Here is a 15,802-nt window from a genome sequence, read left to right as displayed (position 1 = left end):
CATCTATCACGCCAAAAGTACACCTAAAACAAAAGATTTGGCGTGATATAAAATGTCATATCACGCCAAATCTCAAATTGTTTCATTATTTTTGTTTTAAAATGTTTGTATGGAAACAGTTATAGGAAGGCTGGAAGAGAAAGTGGCACTGGAGAAAATAGAAAAATCCAGTGAAGCAGAACTAGTAGCAGTTTACGGCCGCAGAAGGGTTGGCAAAACCTACCTGATCAGAAACGGGTTTAGTAAAATGCCGGTGTTTGAATTTTCGGGGATGCATCATGCTACATTAGAACAACAACTAGAAAGCTTCACATTAGCGCTTACGTTTGCAGCCGGGGGACTTCCTATAGCGCGGCCGGGAAGCTGGCTGAAAGCCTTTGAGTTGTTAAAGCAATACCTGAACCCTATCGTATCAAAAGAACGGACGATCATCTTCTTCGACGAATTTCCATGGATAGACACGCCACGGTCGGGGTTCCTTTCCGCTTTTGAGAATTTCTGGAACAGCTGGGCATCCAAACAGAAGAAATTGGTGGTGGTCATTTGTGGTTCTGCGGCGGCCTGGATGATTAAAAAGGTCCTCAACAATCGTGGAGGGCTGCACAACAGGGTGACCCGTAGAATCCGTCTATTACCCTTCACCGTGGGGGAAACCGATGCATATCTGAAACACCGGAAAGTCAAGCTTGACAAATACCAGGTACTGCAGCTTTACATGGTAATGGGAGGGATACCGCAATATCTCAAAGAAGTAGAACCGGGAGAAAGCGCTACACAGGCCATAGACAAACTTTGCTTTACCAAAGAGGGTCTGTTGCAGGATGAGTTTAAAAACCTGTACCACTCTTTGTTTGATAGTGCACAGAGCCACATCGATATTGTCCGGGCGCTGGCAAAAAAAGGGAAAGGCCTCACAAGAACAGAACTCATTGCTACATGCAAACTCAGTTCAGGAGGGCATACAACACAGTTACTGGAAGAGCTTACCGAATCGGGATTTATCAGCTCCTACATCCCATTGAACAAGAGCAAAAAAGATGCGCTGTATAAACTTACCGACGAATATTCGTTGTTCTATCTCAAATTTATGGAGGGGAGCAAAGCCACCGGAGTGGGAACCTGGCTTCGTTTCATTTCCGGAAATTCCTGGACGAGTTGGAGTGGAAATGCGTTTGAAAGTGTCTGCATGAAACACATCTCACAGATCAAAAAAGCTATCGGCATCAGTGACGTCTATGCCGAAGTTTCGGTCTGGAGACATCAGCCAAAAGATAAGACAGACAAAGGCGCTCAGATCGACCTGCTGATCGACAGGAATGATTCCTGTATAAACATCTGCGAAATGAAGTTTTCGGCAAATGATTTTGAGATCACCAAAGCTTATGCCAAGGAACTGGAAAGCAAACTCAAGATCTTCCAACAACAGACCAAAACCAAAAAAGCCTTGTTCTTAACTATGATCACCACCTTTGGCGTAAAGAATAGTCAGAACTATCCAGGGCTCGTACAAAAGGAGGCAACAATGGGCCTGTTGTTTGACCAGTAAAAAACGGCTATAAAAGCCCTTCATACTGTCTGATTAGCTTTTTAGCTTTAGGTAGCAAAGGGACATTTACCGGAATTTGAGTTTTCTGCCAATAAGTTTTAAACCACGATTCATTGTCGGAAGCGGAAATTCAAACAATCATCGTGAACCTTAGTTTAGTATTATTATGTCAGCCCATGAAGACAACCTATTTCAAACACCGCCAGCGATTTGACTTTTCGCCTCAGTCATTAGATATCGGCAGACCCTTATTCTGGTCCAAACTGCTTGAAGATAACCACCTTCTTTATCGTTTAATAAAGCTGGATGAAAGCCGGTTTGAAGCTTTTTATCAGCACCATCTAAATTACTATCTCTCTAACAACCCACAGGGACACGAACAAAGCTTTTTCAAGCATGTGCAGGAAATCGTTTCCGATCGTATAGAGCAGCTACGGGTAAAAGACCCTTTTAAATCAAGCCATCCGTCAGATGTAAAAGCTAAAATTTGACGGTGGATCTCATGGATCTTAGTCTGCATTCCATCCAGAAAAGCATTTAAGGTTTTTGCATCGGCCTTGTTGCCCGTGGCTCGTCCCATTCTGATATCCCAGCGACTGGGATCACATTTTCGGCTTACCGCAACTTCGACGCGTTGGCCATCTACAGTGATCCGTAAGTAAATTGGCATGTCGCCTGATTGGTAATTCTTTGGTTTTCTTGGAGAGAAAAGCAAATTGAGCGTAGTTCTCATAATGATGATGATTAATAATGAAACAAATTTGATTATTTAATCACCTGAAATCAAGATGTTCAAGCATTGAACAGGTTGTAAATCAATTACTTACATGCTAATTCGGGAGTTCGGTTTTAGACTAAAAGAACTCCCGAATTACTCACCTTTTTTATGCGAAAAGATGAATGTTTTGGTATGCTCTGAAAACAAAAAACCCTCAAATCATATCATTTGAGGGTTTTTGTGTCATTTAACATTAAAAAAGCGGACCGGACGGGACTCGAACCCGCGACCTCCGCCGTGACAGGGCGGCATTCTAACCAGCTGAACTACCGGTCCGTTTTATCTTTATTATACCTTGCTTTCAGAGCTATTTCCTGTCAGCACAGGAAAGATACAATTTTTTTCGTGCTGCGCACGTAACTTTGTGATCCCGCTGGGATTCCCTGATTTTCACCAGGGTAAACTTCTCATCCCAGAGAAATTGATTTACTCGTGCTTCGCACGTTACTATGTGATCCCGCTGGGATTCGAACCCAGGACCACTACATTAAAAGTGTAATGCTCTACCAGCTGAGCTACGGAATCATCCTTTTTAGATCTGCGGAAACCGTTTTTCTTAAAAGTGAGGCAAATATACGGCAATAACCTATATAGTGCAAATAATAAAAAGCTTAATTTTCAATCTGTGGCTAAACTGCTAATATTCAATTAATAACAATAAAAATCAGTTGATTTAAAGCCTGCTTTCATCAGAAAACCATCAGGCAACTGAGCCCTCTTTCATCTTTTCAGCGTTCTCTGCAAGCTGTAACTGATCGATTATTTCCTGAACATCCCCATTCATCACATTTGGAAGATTATAAATTGTTAAGCCAATCCGATGCTCCGTTACCCTTCCCTGAGGATAATTATAGGTACGAATCTTAGCCGAACGGTCTCCGGTAGAAACCATTGTTTTACGTTTCTTAGAGGTCTCTTCCAGCATCTTTGCATGCTCAAGCTCATATACCCTGCTCCTGAGAACAGCAAATGCCTTATCAAAGTTCTTTAACTGTGACTTCTGATCCTGACATTGTGCTACAATCCCGGTAGGAATATGCGTTAAACGAACTGCAGAATAAGTCGTATTTACTGATTGCCCACCCGGACCGGAAGAACAGAATAAATCCTTACGTACATCATTCATGCTGATTTGCACATCAAACTCATCCGCTTCTGGCAAAACTACCACCGAGGCAGCCGAAGTATGTACACGACCTGCTGTTTCGGTATCAGGCACACGCTGCACACGATGAACACCCGATTCATATTTCAGCTGTCCATAGGCATCTTCACCAGTAACATTGAAAACAACTTCCTTATAACCACCTGCAGTTCCCTCTGTTACATCTACAACCTCCATACGCCAACCCTTGCGCTCACAATAACGGGTGTACATACGGTATAGGTCGCCAGCGAAAAGAGCAGCCTCATCACCACCTGTCCCTCCACGAATCTCAACAATTGCATTCTTACTGTCTTCAGGGTCTTTAGGTATGAGCATCACACGAATCTTTTCTTCCAGTTGCTCCTGTTGAGGAATCAGCTCATCCAGCTCCATTTTAGCCATTTCACGCAATTCATCATCCTTCTCGTTCGAAAGAAGTTCTTTATTCGACTCGATATTGCTGATCACATTGCTGTAAATCTTATACTCATCAACGATCTTAGTCAGATCTTTATATTCCTTATTAAGCTGGGCAAAGCGCTTCATGTCGCCCATCGTTGCCGGATTGCTCAGCTCACGCTCAACTTCCTGCCAGCGCTCCTTTATATATTCTAGTTTTTGTAACATCCTGTTCTTTGAAAAACCTATTGAAAGCCCAATTAAAAAGCTTTTTTCAATAAGGCTACAAAAATACGGCTTTTTTGGAAATTTAGCAGAAGGATAATAAGGGAATTGCTTTACTGATACTAGTCTTCATATTTTTTAAAGTAGCGAAGCTCCAGATTCTCACCATCAAAAACGGCATAAGAATTAAAGTTCATCCATTCACCCAGGTTGATATAACGGCTATCCCCCAATTGAACATCAAGTGGTAAATGCCTGTGCCCAAATATCAGAAAATCATAATGTTCCTTAAGCAATAAATCTTTGGAATAAGAAACAAGCCATTCTTTATCAAGATCGGTAAACTCCTCTTTCTGATTATTTTGCAAGCGACTATGCATTGACCATTTTCCCGCAATTCCAACCCCAAGATTTGGGTGAATGCGCGCAAAAAGCCATTGGCAAAACCCACTTCTGAAAATCTTTTTGAGGATTTTGTATTTAGCATCCCCCGGACCAAGTCCGTCGCCATGATGCAAATAAAACTTCTTCCCGTTTCGCTCAAGAACAAGCTCATCAGAAATGATCTGAACCCCCAGTTCTTTTACAAAATAATCGAACATCCACATATCATGATTGCCCTTAAACAAGGTAATCTTTATCCCTGAATCAGCGAGTTCAGCAAGCTTTCCCTGAAAGCGGATAAAGCCTTTTGGAATCACTGTTGCATACTCAAACCAGAAATCAAATATATCACCGATAAGATAGATCTCAGCGGCATCTGTCCGGATCTCTTCGAGCCAGCTAACGACAAGATCTTCACGTTCACGGCTTAAAGAATGATCGGGAACCCCAAAATGAAAGTCGGAGGCGAAATATATTTTGCTGGCTGACATGATTTCAAAAGTACATAATTTTTATTCTCTGAAATCCTGCTTGCATTCCTTCTTGAGAAAACAATTGACGGGTAATTGACCATATATTACTCAGCTTCTCGTATTTTTGAATTCATAAAAACCAATTATCATGAAGCCTGTTCAACATTTTGTCATGGCAGCCGCACTGCTGATTGACCCCCTTTTCGGAATTGCACAGCATACAAGCCCCAATACCAATAAAATGGCCTATCCTAAAACTAATAAAATCGATATTGCAGATACCTATTTTGGCAACACTATAAATGACCCTTACCGATGGCTTGAAGACGATCGTTCGGCAGAAACCAAAGCCTGGGTAGAAGCAGAAAATAAGGTAACTCAGAATTATCTGAACCGGATTCCATTCAGGTCGGCCATTAAAACCCGCCTTGAAACACTCTGGAATTATGAAAAGTATACCGCCCCTTTTAAGGAAGGTGACTATACTTATTTCTACAAAAACGATGGACTACAGAACCAGTATGTGCTTTACAGACAAAAGGATAAGACCAAGCCTGAAGTATTTCTGGATCCAAATACATTCTCCAAAGATGCTACTACGTCGCTCGCCGGGATAGAATTCACTAAAGATGGGAGTATGGCAGCCTACCAGATTTCTGAAGGGGGCTCAGACTGGAGAAAAGTAATTATTCTCAACACTAATGACCATACAATTATTGGAGATACCCTGATTGATGTTAAATTTTCAGGTCTTGCCTGGAAAGGGAATGAAGGATTCTATTACAGCAGTTATGACAAACCTATAGAAGGAAGTCAGCTTTCAGGTTTAACGCAGTTTCATAAATTATACTTTCATCGAATTGGAAGTTCGCAAAAAGAGGACAGACTAGTCTTTGGAGGTGAACAAAGCCCACGAAGATATATTGGTGCTGGTGTGACTGAAGATGAGCGCTTTCTGGTTATTACTGCTGCTGAATCAACCACGGGAAATGAATTATATTTTCAGGATCTTTCAAAACCCGGAAGCCCGATCATTAATGTTGTAAACAATTTTAAGGGCGATCATAGTATTATTGACAATCAGGGCAGCAAGCTGTATATTTTCACTAATCTGAATGCACCAAACTACAAAGTAGTCATAGTTGATGTATCCAATCCGGGTCCTGAAAACTGGAAGGATCTGATACCTGAAACCGATAACGTACTTAGTATCAGCACAGCAGGAGGAAAAATCTTCGCCAACTACCTGAAAGATGCAACTTCACTGGTTATGCAATATGACATGGATGGAAATCTGGAACGCACAGTTACTCTCCCTGGTGTTGGTTCAGCAAGCGGCTTTTATGCTAAAAAATCCGAGAAAGAGCTATATTATACGTTCACATCTTACATCTACCCGCCAACGATCTTCAAATACATTATTGCAAACGGGCAATCTATTGAATACAAGAAATCAGGAGTGAAATTTGACCCATCAAATTTCATATCAAAACAAGTTTTCTATACCTCAAAGGATGGAACTAAAATCCCCATGATTATCACTCATAAAAAGGGAATTGAACTAAATGGAAAGAATCCAACCATACTATACGGCTATGGAGGATTCAGTGTCAGCCTGACACCGGCATTCAGCACTTCTAACATCATATTGCTTGAACAAGGTGGAATCTATGCTGTACCTAACCTTCGGGGAGGAGGGGAATATGGTGAGAAATGGCACATAGCCGGTACAAAAATGAACAAACAAAATGTGTTTGATGATTTCATAGCGGCAGCAGAATACCTGATCAGTAATAAATATACCTCAAAAGATTTTCTGGCAGTATCAGGCGGATCGAATGGCGGACTCCTTGTGGGAGCTGTTATGAGTCAGCGTCCTGAACTTTTTAAAGTCGCCCTGCCGGCTGTTGGAGTACTTGATATGCTACGGTATAATAAATTTACTGCCGGGGCAGGATGGGCATATGATTACGGAACAGCAGAAGATTCGAAAGAAATGTTTGAGTATATTTTGAAATACTCCCCTTATCATGCATTGAAACCCGGAATCTCATACCCTGCAACATTGATCACAACAGCAGATCATGATGATCGTGTTGTTCCTGCCCATTCATTTAAATTCGCAGCAAGATTACAGGAATATCACAAAGGAGAGAGTCCTGCACTAATCAGGATCGAAACTAATGCTGGCCACGGAGCCGGTAAACCTACTACAAAAATTATTGAAGAACAGGCTGATAAATGGGCATTTATGCTCTATAATATGGGACTGACTTTCATAGAATAGTTGTCTGTTATCGGTTGTCTGATATCAGCAACCGGTAACTGATAACAAGTAACAGATAACTACTTTAGGTTAGCAGAGTAATCCTCTCCCGGCTTTCCAATAGATTTATAGGTTCCTTCGCCATTTAGGATAGAAGCCAGAACTGATTTATCAGATAAAACCTTCTGAGCCTCATTCAGCTCATTATCATATTTGAAATTTTGTTCAAGCCTGCCTTTTTCAAAATAATATCTTGATACTATTTCGCTTTCAAGAACCTTTCTGATTTCATCTTTGAACAATACCAAATCATTTTTCTTACTGTGTGATACTTTCGCTTTAAGTGCGTCGAATTCCGGCTTCAGATCTCCGATTTTATTCTCTTTCTCAGCCTCATCACGCAATTCATTCAATAGCTTTTCAACCCTGGTATCATAATTATAGTCCCGTTTTGAAAGAAAAGCTATAAAATCGTTGTATTCAGCATCACTAAGCCTGAAGTTTTTGGCATCACTAATACTTGTTTTCAGGTTACGGTATTGCGTTGCGTAATCAAAGATGTGATACCTTGAGGCCAGAGTCTGGGTTATCAGGCTATACCTCATTGGCTTTACAAAAACATCAGGAAAAATTCCGCTACCATCATACACCGATCTTCCTGATTTGGTTTTATACTCGGTGATGAGCGAATCGGCTACCTTCACAACCATACCATCTGTATCGCGGTGAGTATAATCAAGAGCCTGAATACACCGGCCTGATGGGGTATAATATTTGGCAACGGTAACTTTTACAAGGCTGTTGTATGGCAGGTTAAATGTTTGTTGTACCAGGCCCTTCCCAAAACTACGCTGCCCGATAACAACCGCCCGGTCGAGATCCTGCAACGATCCGGCAACAATCTCTGATGCCGATGCTGAACGATTATTGATCAGAACAACAAGGGGCAGATTAGGCTCAAGTGGTGTACTGAATGTGTTATAAGTGATTGACTTTTCACGATTCCGTCCTTTTTGAATCACTACTGTAACCCCTTTATCAACAAAGAGATTCACTATTTTAACCGCTTCCTGAAGAATGCCACCACCATTGAAACGAAGATCCAGTACCAAGCCGTTGATATTGTGCTTTTTGAGTTCTGCTAAGGCATCTTTTACCTCCTGAGCTGAATTTTCAAGAAATTTATCCAGTTTGATATAACCGACATTATTTGCAAGCATGCCATAATAGGGTACATTATTTTGTCTGATCTCTTCGCGGGTAAGGTTCAGTTCCATTGACTTTGGCATTCCCGGACGTTGAATACGAAGCTTAACAGGGGTGCCCTTTGAACCCTTAAGCATAGAACTTACCTGTTCGTTGGTCTTCCCTTTCAAAGAAACACCATTTATCTCAAGAAATTCATCTCCGGCACGGATATCTGCCTTTTGTGCCGGGAAACCTGCATATGGCTCTGCTACTATAACCTTTCCATCCCTGTTCGAAATGGTAGCTCCAATCCCCCCATACTGCGTACTGACATATTTTAGTTTATAGTCTTCAATGTCTGATTCTGGTATATATTCAGTGTAAGGATCCAGTTCTTCAAGCATGGCATCGATGCCATTCTTCATCATCTCCGAAGAGTTGACATCATCTACATAATTGATGCTCAATTGTTTATAAATGGCAGCAAATATGTCCAGGTTCTTGGACACCTGAAAAAGATCTTCAACGAAAGAAAATGAAAAAATTGAAATGATTACTACGCCGGGTAATAATGCTTTCTTGAATTTTGATCTTGCGGACCCAGAATTGACAGGATTCTTCATACTTATAATTATGATAATTAAAGATACAAAAATCCTTCCTTTTTTATTTAGGGGAAATGGATTTACAGAAAATAAGGAGGAATCTGCTTATAAACGGTTTGTATCGAGATGTAACATCCCCTTTTTAAGCGTAAACACAATATACTCACGATCACGCTTTAATCTGCTCATCAGTCTGGTGATTAGCTCTTCTTCCTGACCCTGCTGGTATGCCAGATCCTCTTCGCTAAGATTATTATATTTTCGTTTTACCTTTAACTTCAAACGATCCCAATCTGAATTACTTATGCTAATCTCTGCCATGGTTTAAATTTGTACAAAATTAAAGTTTATAGTGACAAATTTCAAGCTAATTCGCTTAAATGATATAAGCTAAATAATTTGGAATAAATATTGACGTTATAAGCTTGTACCACAAATTTAATATTATGAAAAAAATCATACTAGCTGCATTCCTTTTGTTCATATCAGGTATGACGGCAATGGCACAATTGCCATCATTTGCTTTTGGAATTAAGGGTGGCGTAAATTACTCTTCACTAAAAACAAAGAATGACCTTACTGATGAAAACAGTATTATGGGTTATCAGGCAGGAATATTTTCAAGAATTGGTGCTGCAGGAATTTATTTTCAGCCGGAGTTATATTTGGGCAGTAAGGGAAATGAATTCATCAGGATAGAAGACAATGGTGGAACCGATATCACAGCGAAGGGTAAGGTAAAATTTACTACCCTCGATCTCCCTCTTTTACTTGGAACTAAAATTGGCCCCAATAAACTGAATCTTCGTTTTATGGCCGGCCCGGTAGTATCATTCATTATTGATGAAAACACCACTTTCGCTACAGCATATCAGGGTGTAAGTGATTTTGGAAATTACAAGAAACAGACCCTCGGACTCCAAGCCGGAACAGGTGTTGACCTGGGTAATCTGACACTTGACCTACGTTATGAAGCCGGACTAAGCAATGTCAGTCAGAGTGAAAAATATAGCCAGAAGCAAAATTTATTCCACCTGAGTTTGGGGATCAAACTACTTTAACAAAATTTAATACTTTCTTGCAATTATTGTATTGTATAGAAAACCATACAGAAGAATTAGTTCCCGGGCTATTTTCTGACCTTAAAAACAGACAATACCGGCAGATGATCCGAATAAAGCATGTAACCTGTGTCCTGTTTTTTAATTACTGCTATCAGACCCTTTCTAACAAGAATGAAATCAATCTTGTTTTTTGGTTTTGTTGCAGGGTATTGGGGCCAGATAGCTCAGTCGCACCAGTAAAAATGATCTCCAATGTTTTAAGCTCCTTTGTTCCGGGCTTTGCGTTAAAATCTCCCGTTAAAATAATTGGGTTTTTACTCTCTGAAAATATTTTTACAATTTCTTCGGCCTGAACCTGGCGGGATTTTGAATCGCGGTAATCCATGTGCACAGTTGCAAAAGTGAATTTAGTCCTGCCCTTTATGAAATCTACTGTCAGGAGTGATCTGGTTTCCGGTTTCCTGGTACTGCTTAAATTGATACGCAAATCTTTAATATCCATAAGTGGATAATGCGATAATACCCCTAATCCATAGGAACCACCATCAAATGCAAAGTGTCGGGCATAAGCGTAATACATGCCAGTCTGCTCAGCAAGAAATTTCATCTGATCAGCCTTTCCTGAACGATTACAAACACTATCAAATCCTGCAAACCAATAATATCGATTTTTGAATCTTGGATATATTGGGCAATTCCCATTAGTTGATCATGATTAGCACTATTTTGTCCGATATGAATATTATAAGACATAACATTCATCTTTTGAGCCAGGACTGAGGAACTACCCAAAAAGCCAAAAATAGCCAGAATTAAAAACCTTTTCATCTTCTGTAATGATATAAAAAAGCGGATAAATACCTGCCAATAAAATTTGCCTGCCAATATATTTTGAGAAGTTCCCCTGCATAATGAATTTGTAATTATATTTGCGTCTCACCTAAAAAAGTCTGATCCTCTCATGGCAAGATTAAATTTACTTGAAGAAACCCGCTTCGAAAAACTTCCCGTTACCGTTTATCCAAATGAAGAAACCGCCGCTAAGAAGGTTGCACGCCGGATCTCTGATCTGATCATCAGAAAACAAAAAAATGGCGAGAGCGCAATTCTTGGACTTGCGACCGGTGCAACACCAGTTGGCGTTTACAAAGAACTTGTAAGGATCCACAAAGAAGAAGGTCTCAGCTTTAAAAATGTCATCACCTTTAATCTTGACGAATATTTTCCTATGAAACCCACGTCGCCGCAAAGCTATGTGACTTTCATGAAGGAAAATCTGTTCAACCATATTGATATTAATATGGCTAATGTTCATATCCCTGATGGAACCTTAGCTATCGAAACAATCCATGGATTCTGCCTGGAATATGAAAAGAAAATTACCTCCCTTGGAGGACTTGACCTTCAGATACTTGGTATAGGCCGTACCGGACACATTGGTTTTAACGAACCAGGTTCTGCACCAAATTCAGGTACCAGGCTTGTAACGCTCGATGATCTTACCCGCCGTGATGCTTCACGTGATTTTGGAGGAAAAGAGAATGTGCCGACTAAAGCGATAACCATGGGTATCGGTACAATTTTCAAGGCAAGAGAAATCATTCTGATGGCATGGAGCCTTAAAAAGGCATCAATCATTAAAAAGGCAGTTGAAGGTGAGATCTCTTCTGAAGTTCCGGCAACCTATCTTCAGCTTTCAGAAAATGTTGAATTCATATTGGATCAGGATGCGGCTTCAGACTTAACCCGATTCAATACCCCATGGCTTGTAAAAGATTGCATTTGGGATGAGCAAATGGTCAAAAAAGCAGTGATTTGGCTTGCCAATACCCTTGGAAAACCGATATTAAAGCTTACTGAAGAAGATTATAACAGTCATGGTATGGCTCAGCTTGCAACCGAAAAGGGCCCTGTTTATAATATCAATATTCATATTTTCAATAAACTTCAGCACACAATTACTGGCTGGCCGGGTGGAAAAGGCAATGCTGACGACTCACAAAGACCAGAGCGTGCTGTTCCGGATAAAAAGCGGGTAATCATATTCTCTCCGCATCCGGATGATGATGTAATTTCTATGGGCGGAACATTTATCCGCCTGGTAGATCAGGGCCATGATGTAAATGTTGCATACCAGACTTCTGGTAATACTGCAGTTTGGGATGATGACGCACTCCGTTTTGTTGAATTTGCGCGCGATTTCAGTAAATCAATTAGTTTAGATACCCAAAAACTGGATGATCTATATCACTCCATGCGGAATTTTTTGGAGTCAAAACAGCCCAATCAGGCTGATACGTCTGAAATTCAGATATTAAAGGGACTGATTCGTAAAGGAGAAGCGATCAGCGGTGCACGCTTTGCCGGACTTAGCGACGAACAGATTCACTTTATGTCATTACCTTTTTATGACAGGGGTAAAACACATAAGAATCCTGTTTCTGAGGATGACATCAAAGTAACCATGGATCTGCTCGAAAAAATCAAACCTCATCAGATCTTTGCTGCGGGTGATTTTGCTGATCCGCATGGTACCCATAAAGTATGTTTTGACATTCTTATTCAGGCTCTTGAGCGTTTGAAAGATAAGGCATGGATCAAAGATTGCTGGCTATGGCTATACAGAGGTGCATGGCATGAGTTTGATACTCACGAAATTCAAATGGCTGTTCCGCTTTCACCACAGGAGGTTGAACGTAAACGTTTCGCAATTTTCAAACATCAGTCTCAAAAAGACAGACCAGTCTTTCCGGGAGATGATGCAAGGGAATTCTGGGTCCGTGCCGAAGACCGAACCCGTGAAACCGCTAAAGCATACGATAAGCTGGGATTGGCCGAATACGAAGCAATGGAAGCCTTTGTCAGGTGGAAATTCTAACCCATTCTGATCAGATATCATGAGGAAAACGATCTCAGTTGTTCTTTTCAATATGCTGGTCGCATTGACTGCATATGCCCAGCAATCTTCAAAGCCCAATATAATCATCATTCTGACAGATGATCATGCTATTTCCACTATTGGAGCGTATGGATCGAAGTATGGAGCAACTCCCAATATCGACCGTTTAGCAAAAGAGGGGGCGCTTTTTAAAAAAGCATTTGTTGTAAATTCAATCTGCGGACCAAGCAGGGCCGTTTTACTCACCGGTAAGTACAGTCACATGAATGGAATGCGGGATAACCGTGATACATTTGATGCTGCTCAGGATGTGTTTCCTGCCCGACTTAAACAATCCGGATTTCAAACAGCCTGGATTGGAAAGTGGCACCTGGTTTCTTATCCTCAGGGATTTACTTACTGGAATATTCTGCCGGGACAAGGGCTGTACTATAATCCTGATCTGATTAACATGCGGGGCGATACCACCCGAAAGGAAGGATATGCTACAGATGTAATAACAGACCTGACCATAGACTTTCTTGATAAACGCGATCCTTCAAAACCCTTTTTCGTGGTGGTTGGCGAAAAAGCCCCTCACCGCACATGGATGCCTGATATTCAGGATCTGGGTAAATTTGATAAAGTCAATTTTCCTCTTCCAAAGAATTTTTATGATCAGTATTCAAACCGGATTGCCGCCGGAATGCAGGATATGTCGATTGAAAAGACCATGAAACTGGGATATGATCTCAAAATGAGAAGTGAACCGGATGCATTGGCAGCTTCTTTTCTTGCCCGAATGAATCCTGATCAGCGATTAAAATGGAATGCCTATTATTATAAAATAGACAAGGACTTACAGAACAGAAAACTAACAGGAAATGAATTAACGGAGTGGAAATATCAGCGGTATATGCGGGATTATTACAGCACCACACTCTCCCTCGACCGCAACATTGGTAAGATCCTCTCCTATCTTGATAAGAACGATCTGGCAAAAAATACTATTGTGGTCTATACCTCTGATCAGGGATTCTACATGGGTGAGCATGGCTGGTTCGACAAACGCTTTATGTATGAAGAGTCGATGCGTACACCTTTAATAATCAGATACCCCGGTATAATAAAGCCGGGTACCATATCCAATCAGATTGTATCTAATGTTGACTTCGCCCCTACGTTTTTAGAAGCTGCAGGTCTGGCTATTCCAAAAGAAATTCAGGGTAAATCTATGATGCCGCTGTTCAGAAATGCAAATGCTAGCATCAGAAAATCAGCTTATTATCATTTCTATGAATTCCCCGGCGAACACAGTGTTTTAAAGCATTTCGGAATTCGTACCAACCGCTACAAACTAATCCGTTTTTATGAACATAAAGATTTCTGGGAGCTCTATGACCTTCAAAAAGATCCAAATGAAATGAAAAATCTTTATGGCCTGAAAAAATATCATACAATTACAGAAGATCTGAAAGAGCAACTTAAACAACTGAGTTTAGAAAACAAGGATGAAACAGCTTTAAAAGTTCTGTCTCAGAAACTATAAAGACCGGTTTCAATGCATTAAGTTAGCCTGATTAGAAAATGTCTGTTCAGGCTGAATATTAAATCACGTAAACCCTTCTTTATTAAAATAAAAAAATGCAGATTTAATATTCATTTATTAAAATCCTGATGTCTCAACCTTCTATTCTTCAACAATCTCCGGTCAGACTATTATCTCTTGATGTTTTCAGAGGCCTGACTGTAGCAGCAATGATTCTGGTCAATAACCCGGGTAGCTGGACTCATATATATGCCCCTTTGAAACATGCTGAATGGCATGGTTGCACCCCAACAGACCTTATCTTTCCTTTCTTTTTGTTCATTGTTGGAGTTTCCATCAGTTATGCACTTGGCAGTAAAAAGGGATATATGAGCCATTCGAAACTTATAATGACGGCCTTAAAAAGGGCGCTGATATTATTCGGACTTGGCCTGTTTCTAAACCTTTTCCCCAAAGTATTTACTGAACCGATGGAGGCATTCCAAACGGTTCGGATCCCGGGAGTTCTGCAACGTATTGCTGTTGTGTTCTTCATTACAGCTGTAATTTTTATAAAAACCAACCCAAAAACCCAGCTTAGATTATTGATTGGTATCCTTATCGCCTATTGGGCAATAATGACCCTGATCCCTGTTCCTGGAGTGGGATATGCTAACCTTGAAAAAGAAACCAATCTGGGTGCCTGGCTCGACAGAAGCATTCTTACAGAAGCGCATTTATGGCGCTCAGCAAAAACCTGGGATCCGGAGGGAATTCTGAGTACCCTTCCAGCGATAGGAACAGGGCTTTTCGGTGTGCTGATAGGTGCCTGGCTCAAGCGTAAAGACAGGGAAGAAAGTGTGAAAATTTCCTGGATATTTTCAATTGGAATATTAGCTGTTATTCTTGGTTTGATCTGGGATCTTTGCTTCCCAATAAATAAAGCACTTTGGACAAGTTCCTTTGTTCTTTATGCCGGCGGACTTGCTACTATTGGACTTGCATTATGTTACTGGCTGATTGATGTTCAGGGCTATAAAAAAGGGACAAAACCATTTGTTGTTTACGGCGTAAATGCAATAACTGTGTTTTTCCTTTCCGGACTTATCCCGAGAATTCTCACCATGATTAAGGTTAATATGCCTGATGGAAGTACAGTAAACTCTCGCGAATGGATGTATCAAACCTTTTTCAGTCCTTACTTTTCACCAATTAATGCATCCCTTACAGGTGCAGTAACCTTTATTTTGATCTGGCTTGGCATCCTTTGGTGGATGTACAACAAAAAAATTATTATCAAGGTGTAGTTTTTCTTAATTTG

General features: G+C 40.6%; 13 protein-coding genes, 2 tRNA genes and 1 pseudogene. 7 read left to right on the top strand and 9 right to left on the bottom strand.

From position 1 onward, the window contains the following. Nucleotides 1-109 precede the first annotated feature (109 nt). Both Q8M41_RS05615 and Q8M41_RS05610 read left to right on the top strand, forming a co-directional pair. Nucleotides 110-1,546 carry an ATP-binding protein gene (locus Q8M41_RS05615; protein ID WP_305364269.1) on the top strand — a complete coding sequence of 479 codons (1,437 nt, stop codon included), beginning with the start codon at nucleotides 110-112 and terminating at the stop codon, nucleotides 1,544-1,546. Nucleotides 1,547-1,722: 176 nt separating this feature from the next. Next, nucleotides 1,723-2,037 (top strand): hypothetical protein, encoded by a 315-nt coding sequence (locus tag Q8M41_RS05610; RefSeq protein WP_305364268.1) that lies wholly within the window; start codon nucleotides 1,723-1,725, stop codon nucleotides 2,035-2,037. A 53-nt stretch (nucleotides 2,038-2,090) separates the two neighbouring features. Here Q8M41_RS05610 and Q8M41_RS18190 read toward each other — a convergent pair. From Q8M41_RS18190 to Q8M41_RS05590, 5 genes and pseudogenes are all read right to left on the bottom strand, one after another. After that, nucleotides 2,091-2,216: pseudogene (locus tag Q8M41_RS18190) on the bottom strand (Arm DNA-binding domain-containing protein); the annotation flags it as partial. Between the two features lie 310 nt (nucleotides 2,217-2,526). Continuing rightward, nucleotides 2,527-2,600, bottom strand: a tRNA-Asp gene (locus tag Q8M41_RS05605). A gap of 176 nt (nucleotides 2,601-2,776) precedes the next feature. Further along, nucleotides 2,777-2,849: transfer RNA gene (locus tag Q8M41_RS05600), tRNA-Lys, on the bottom strand. 175 nt (nucleotides 2,850-3,024) lie between these two features. Then, the gene (gene prfA, locus Q8M41_RS05595; RefSeq protein ID WP_305364267.1) at nucleotides 3,025-4,098 is read right to left on the bottom strand and encodes a peptide chain release factor 1; all 1,074 of its coding nucleotides are present in this window, start codon (nucleotides 4,096-4,098) and stop codon (nucleotides 3,025-3,027) included. A 119-nt stretch (nucleotides 4,099-4,217) separates the two neighbouring features. After that, a complete protein-coding gene (locus Q8M41_RS05590) occupies nucleotides 4,218-4,970 on the bottom strand; it encodes a UDP-2,3-diacylglucosamine diphosphatase (protein WP_305364266.1) in 753 nt (250 codons plus the stop codon). 223 nt (nucleotides 4,971-5,193) lie between these two features. On the opposite strand from Q8M41_RS05590, the gene Q8M41_RS05585 reads away from it, so the two are divergent. Then, nucleotides 5,194-7,239, top strand: coding sequence for a prolyl oligopeptidase family protein (locus tag Q8M41_RS05585; protein WP_305364276.1), 2,046 nt, complete (start codon nucleotides 5,194-5,196; stop codon nucleotides 7,237-7,239). Nucleotides 7,240-7,298: 59 nt separating this feature from the next. Here Q8M41_RS05585 and Q8M41_RS05580 read toward each other — a convergent pair whose 3' ends face one another. After that, nucleotides 7,299-9,029: a S41 family peptidase gene (locus Q8M41_RS05580; protein ID WP_305364265.1), complete on the bottom strand. Its 1,731-nt coding sequence runs from the start codon at nucleotides 9,027-9,029 to the stop codon at nucleotides 7,299-7,301. Between the two features lie 87 nt (nucleotides 9,030-9,116). Beyond that, nucleotides 9,117-9,332: a hypothetical protein gene (locus Q8M41_RS05575; protein WP_305364264.1), complete on the bottom strand. Its 216-nt coding sequence runs from the start codon at nucleotides 9,330-9,332 to the stop codon at nucleotides 9,117-9,119. A 125-nt stretch (nucleotides 9,333-9,457) separates the two neighbouring features. Here Q8M41_RS05575 and Q8M41_RS05570 point away from each other — a divergent pair, with 125 nt between their 5' ends. Further along, entirely contained in the window at nucleotides 9,458-10,072 is a 615-nt protein-coding gene (locus Q8M41_RS05570) for a porin family protein (protein ID WP_305364263.1), read from the top strand. A 154-nt stretch (nucleotides 10,073-10,226) separates the two neighbouring features. On the opposite strand, the gene Q8M41_RS05565 is transcribed toward Q8M41_RS05570, so the two are convergent. Together Q8M41_RS05565 and Q8M41_RS05560 are read right to left on the bottom strand one after the other, a co-directional pair. Then, entirely contained in the window at nucleotides 10,227-10,682 is a 456-nt protein-coding gene (locus Q8M41_RS05565) for an endonuclease/exonuclease/phosphatase family protein (protein ID WP_305364262.1), read from the bottom strand. Continuing rightward, the gene (locus Q8M41_RS05560) at nucleotides 10,679-10,903 is read right to left on the bottom strand and encodes a hypothetical protein (RefSeq protein ID WP_305364261.1); all 225 of its coding nucleotides are present in this window, start codon (nucleotides 10,901-10,903) and stop codon (nucleotides 10,679-10,681) included. Before Q8M41_RS05560 ends, Q8M41_RS05565 begins: the two co-directional genes overlap by 4 nt. A 133-nt stretch (nucleotides 10,904-11,036) precedes the next feature. On the opposite strand from Q8M41_RS05560, the gene nagB reads away from it, so the two are divergent. From nagB to Q8M41_RS05545, 3 genes are all read left to right on the top strand, one after another. Continuing rightward, nucleotides 11,037-12,953 carry a glucosamine-6-phosphate deaminase gene (gene nagB, locus Q8M41_RS05555; protein ID WP_305364260.1) on the top strand — a complete coding sequence of 639 codons (1,917 nt, stop codon included), beginning with the start codon at nucleotides 11,037-11,039 and terminating at the stop codon, nucleotides 12,951-12,953. 19 nt (nucleotides 12,954-12,972) lie between these two features. Continuing rightward, nucleotides 12,973-14,502 carry a sulfatase gene (locus tag Q8M41_RS05550; protein WP_305364259.1) on the top strand — a complete coding sequence of 510 codons (1,530 nt, stop codon included), beginning with the start codon at nucleotides 12,973-12,975 and terminating at the stop codon, nucleotides 14,500-14,502. A 128-nt stretch (nucleotides 14,503-14,630) separates the two neighbouring features. Then, the gene (locus tag Q8M41_RS05545; RefSeq protein ID WP_305364258.1) at nucleotides 14,631-15,788 is read left to right on the top strand and encodes an acyltransferase family protein; all 1,158 of its coding nucleotides are present in this window, start codon (nucleotides 14,631-14,633) and stop codon (nucleotides 15,786-15,788) included. Nucleotides 15,789-15,802: the final 14 nt, after the last annotated feature.

The organism is Daejeonella sp. (genome assembly GCF_030684675.1).
In the GTDB taxonomy this organism is placed as follows: domain Bacteria; phylum Bacteroidota; class Bacteroidia; order Sphingobacteriales; family Sphingobacteriaceae; genus Daejeonella.
This window is presented reverse-complemented; position numbering and strand designations above follow the sequence as displayed.

Excerpts from the sequence above, each read along its gene's own strand:
- Q8M41_RS05615 (WP_305364269.1), top strand. The coding sequence starts at position 110 with ATGGAAACAGTTATAGGAAGGCTGGAAGAGAAAGTGGCACTGGAGAAA.
- Q8M41_RS05610 (WP_305364268.1), top strand. The coding sequence starts at position 1,723 with ATGAAGACAACCTATTTCAAACACCGCCAGCGATTTGACTTTTCGCCT.
- prfA (WP_305364267.1), bottom strand. The coding sequence starts at position 4,098 with ATGTTACAAAAACTAGAATATATAAAGGAGCGCTGGCAGGAAGTTGAG.
- Q8M41_RS05590 (WP_305364266.1), bottom strand. The coding sequence starts at position 4,970 with ATGTCAGCCAGCAAAATATATTTCGCCTCCGACTTTCATTTTGGGGTT.
- Q8M41_RS05585 (WP_305364276.1), top strand. The coding sequence starts at position 5,194 with ATGGCCTATCCTAAAACTAATAAAATCGATATTGCAGATACCTATTTT.
- Q8M41_RS05580 (WP_305364265.1), bottom strand. The coding sequence starts at position 9,029 with ATGAAGAATCCTGTCAATTCTGGGTCCGCAAGATCAAAATTCAAGAAA.
- Q8M41_RS05575 (WP_305364264.1), bottom strand. The coding sequence starts at position 9,332 with ATGGCAGAGATTAGCATAAGTAATTCAGATTGGGATCGTTTGAAGTTA.
- Q8M41_RS05570 (WP_305364263.1), top strand. The coding sequence starts at position 9,458 with ATGAAAAAAATCATACTAGCTGCATTCCTTTTGTTCATATCAGGTATG.
- Q8M41_RS05565 (WP_305364262.1), bottom strand. The coding sequence starts at position 10,682 with ATGAAATTTCTTGCTGAGCAGACTGGCATGTATTACGCTTATGCCCGA.
- Q8M41_RS05560 (WP_305364261.1), bottom strand. The coding sequence starts at position 10,903 with ATGAAAAGGTTTTTAATTCTGGCTATTTTTGGCTTTTTGGGTAGTTCC.
- nagB (WP_305364260.1), top strand. The coding sequence starts at position 11,037 with ATGGCAAGATTAAATTTACTTGAAGAAACCCGCTTCGAAAAACTTCCC.
- Q8M41_RS05550 (WP_305364259.1), top strand. The coding sequence starts at position 12,973 with ATGAGGAAAACGATCTCAGTTGTTCTTTTCAATATGCTGGTCGCATTG.
- Q8M41_RS05545 (WP_305364258.1), top strand. The coding sequence starts at position 14,631 with ATGTCTCAACCTTCTATTCTTCAACAATCTCCGGTCAGACTATTATCT.